This window comes from Burkholderia sp. E168m23 (genome assembly GCF_016586125.1).
GTDB lineage: Bacteria > Pseudomonadota > Gammaproteobacteria > Burkholderiales > Burkholderiaceae > Burkholderia > Burkholderia orbicola.
The window spans coordinates 1-524 of sequence record NZ_BCPP01001717.1; the positions used below are offsets into that span (position 1 = coordinate 1).

Annotated in this window: 1 pseudogene; it reads left to right on the top strand. The window is 66.0% G+C overall.

The window, feature by feature from the left end:
• Positions 1 to 524: pseudogene (locus tag JMF90_RS39850) on the top strand (hypothetical protein); the annotation flags it as partial.

The following is a 524-nucleotide window of genomic DNA, read 5'->3' on the forward strand; positions in this document are numbered from 1 at the left end:
CACTGGGTGGCGGTTCGACGGTGGACGCAGCAGGCAAGCTGACGGCACCGGCGTATACGCTGGACGGCGGCAAGACGACCGCGAACAACGTTGGCGACGCGGTGTCGAACCTGGACGGCCGAGTGACGACGAACGCGACGAACGTCGAGAAGCTGCAAGACGATATTGCGAAGTCCGGTCTGATCGACAAGGACACGGGCAAGGTGATCGCGGCGGTGACGTACGACCACAAGGAAGACGGCACGGCGGATCGCGGCTCGGTGACGCTCGGCGGCGCGGGCGCAGCAGCGCCGGTGGCGTTGAAGAACGTCGCGGCTGGCGCGGTGAATGCGACGAGCATGGAAGCGGTGAACGGCTCGCAGCTGTACGGCACGTCGCAGAGCGTGGCAAGCGCGCTGGGTGGTGGTTCGACGGTGGACGCGGCGGGCAAGGTGACGACACCGAAGTACCACGTTGGCGACAAGACGTACGGTAACGTGGGTGACGCGATCGTCGCCGCAGCCGAAATGGGTAGCGGTACGGAT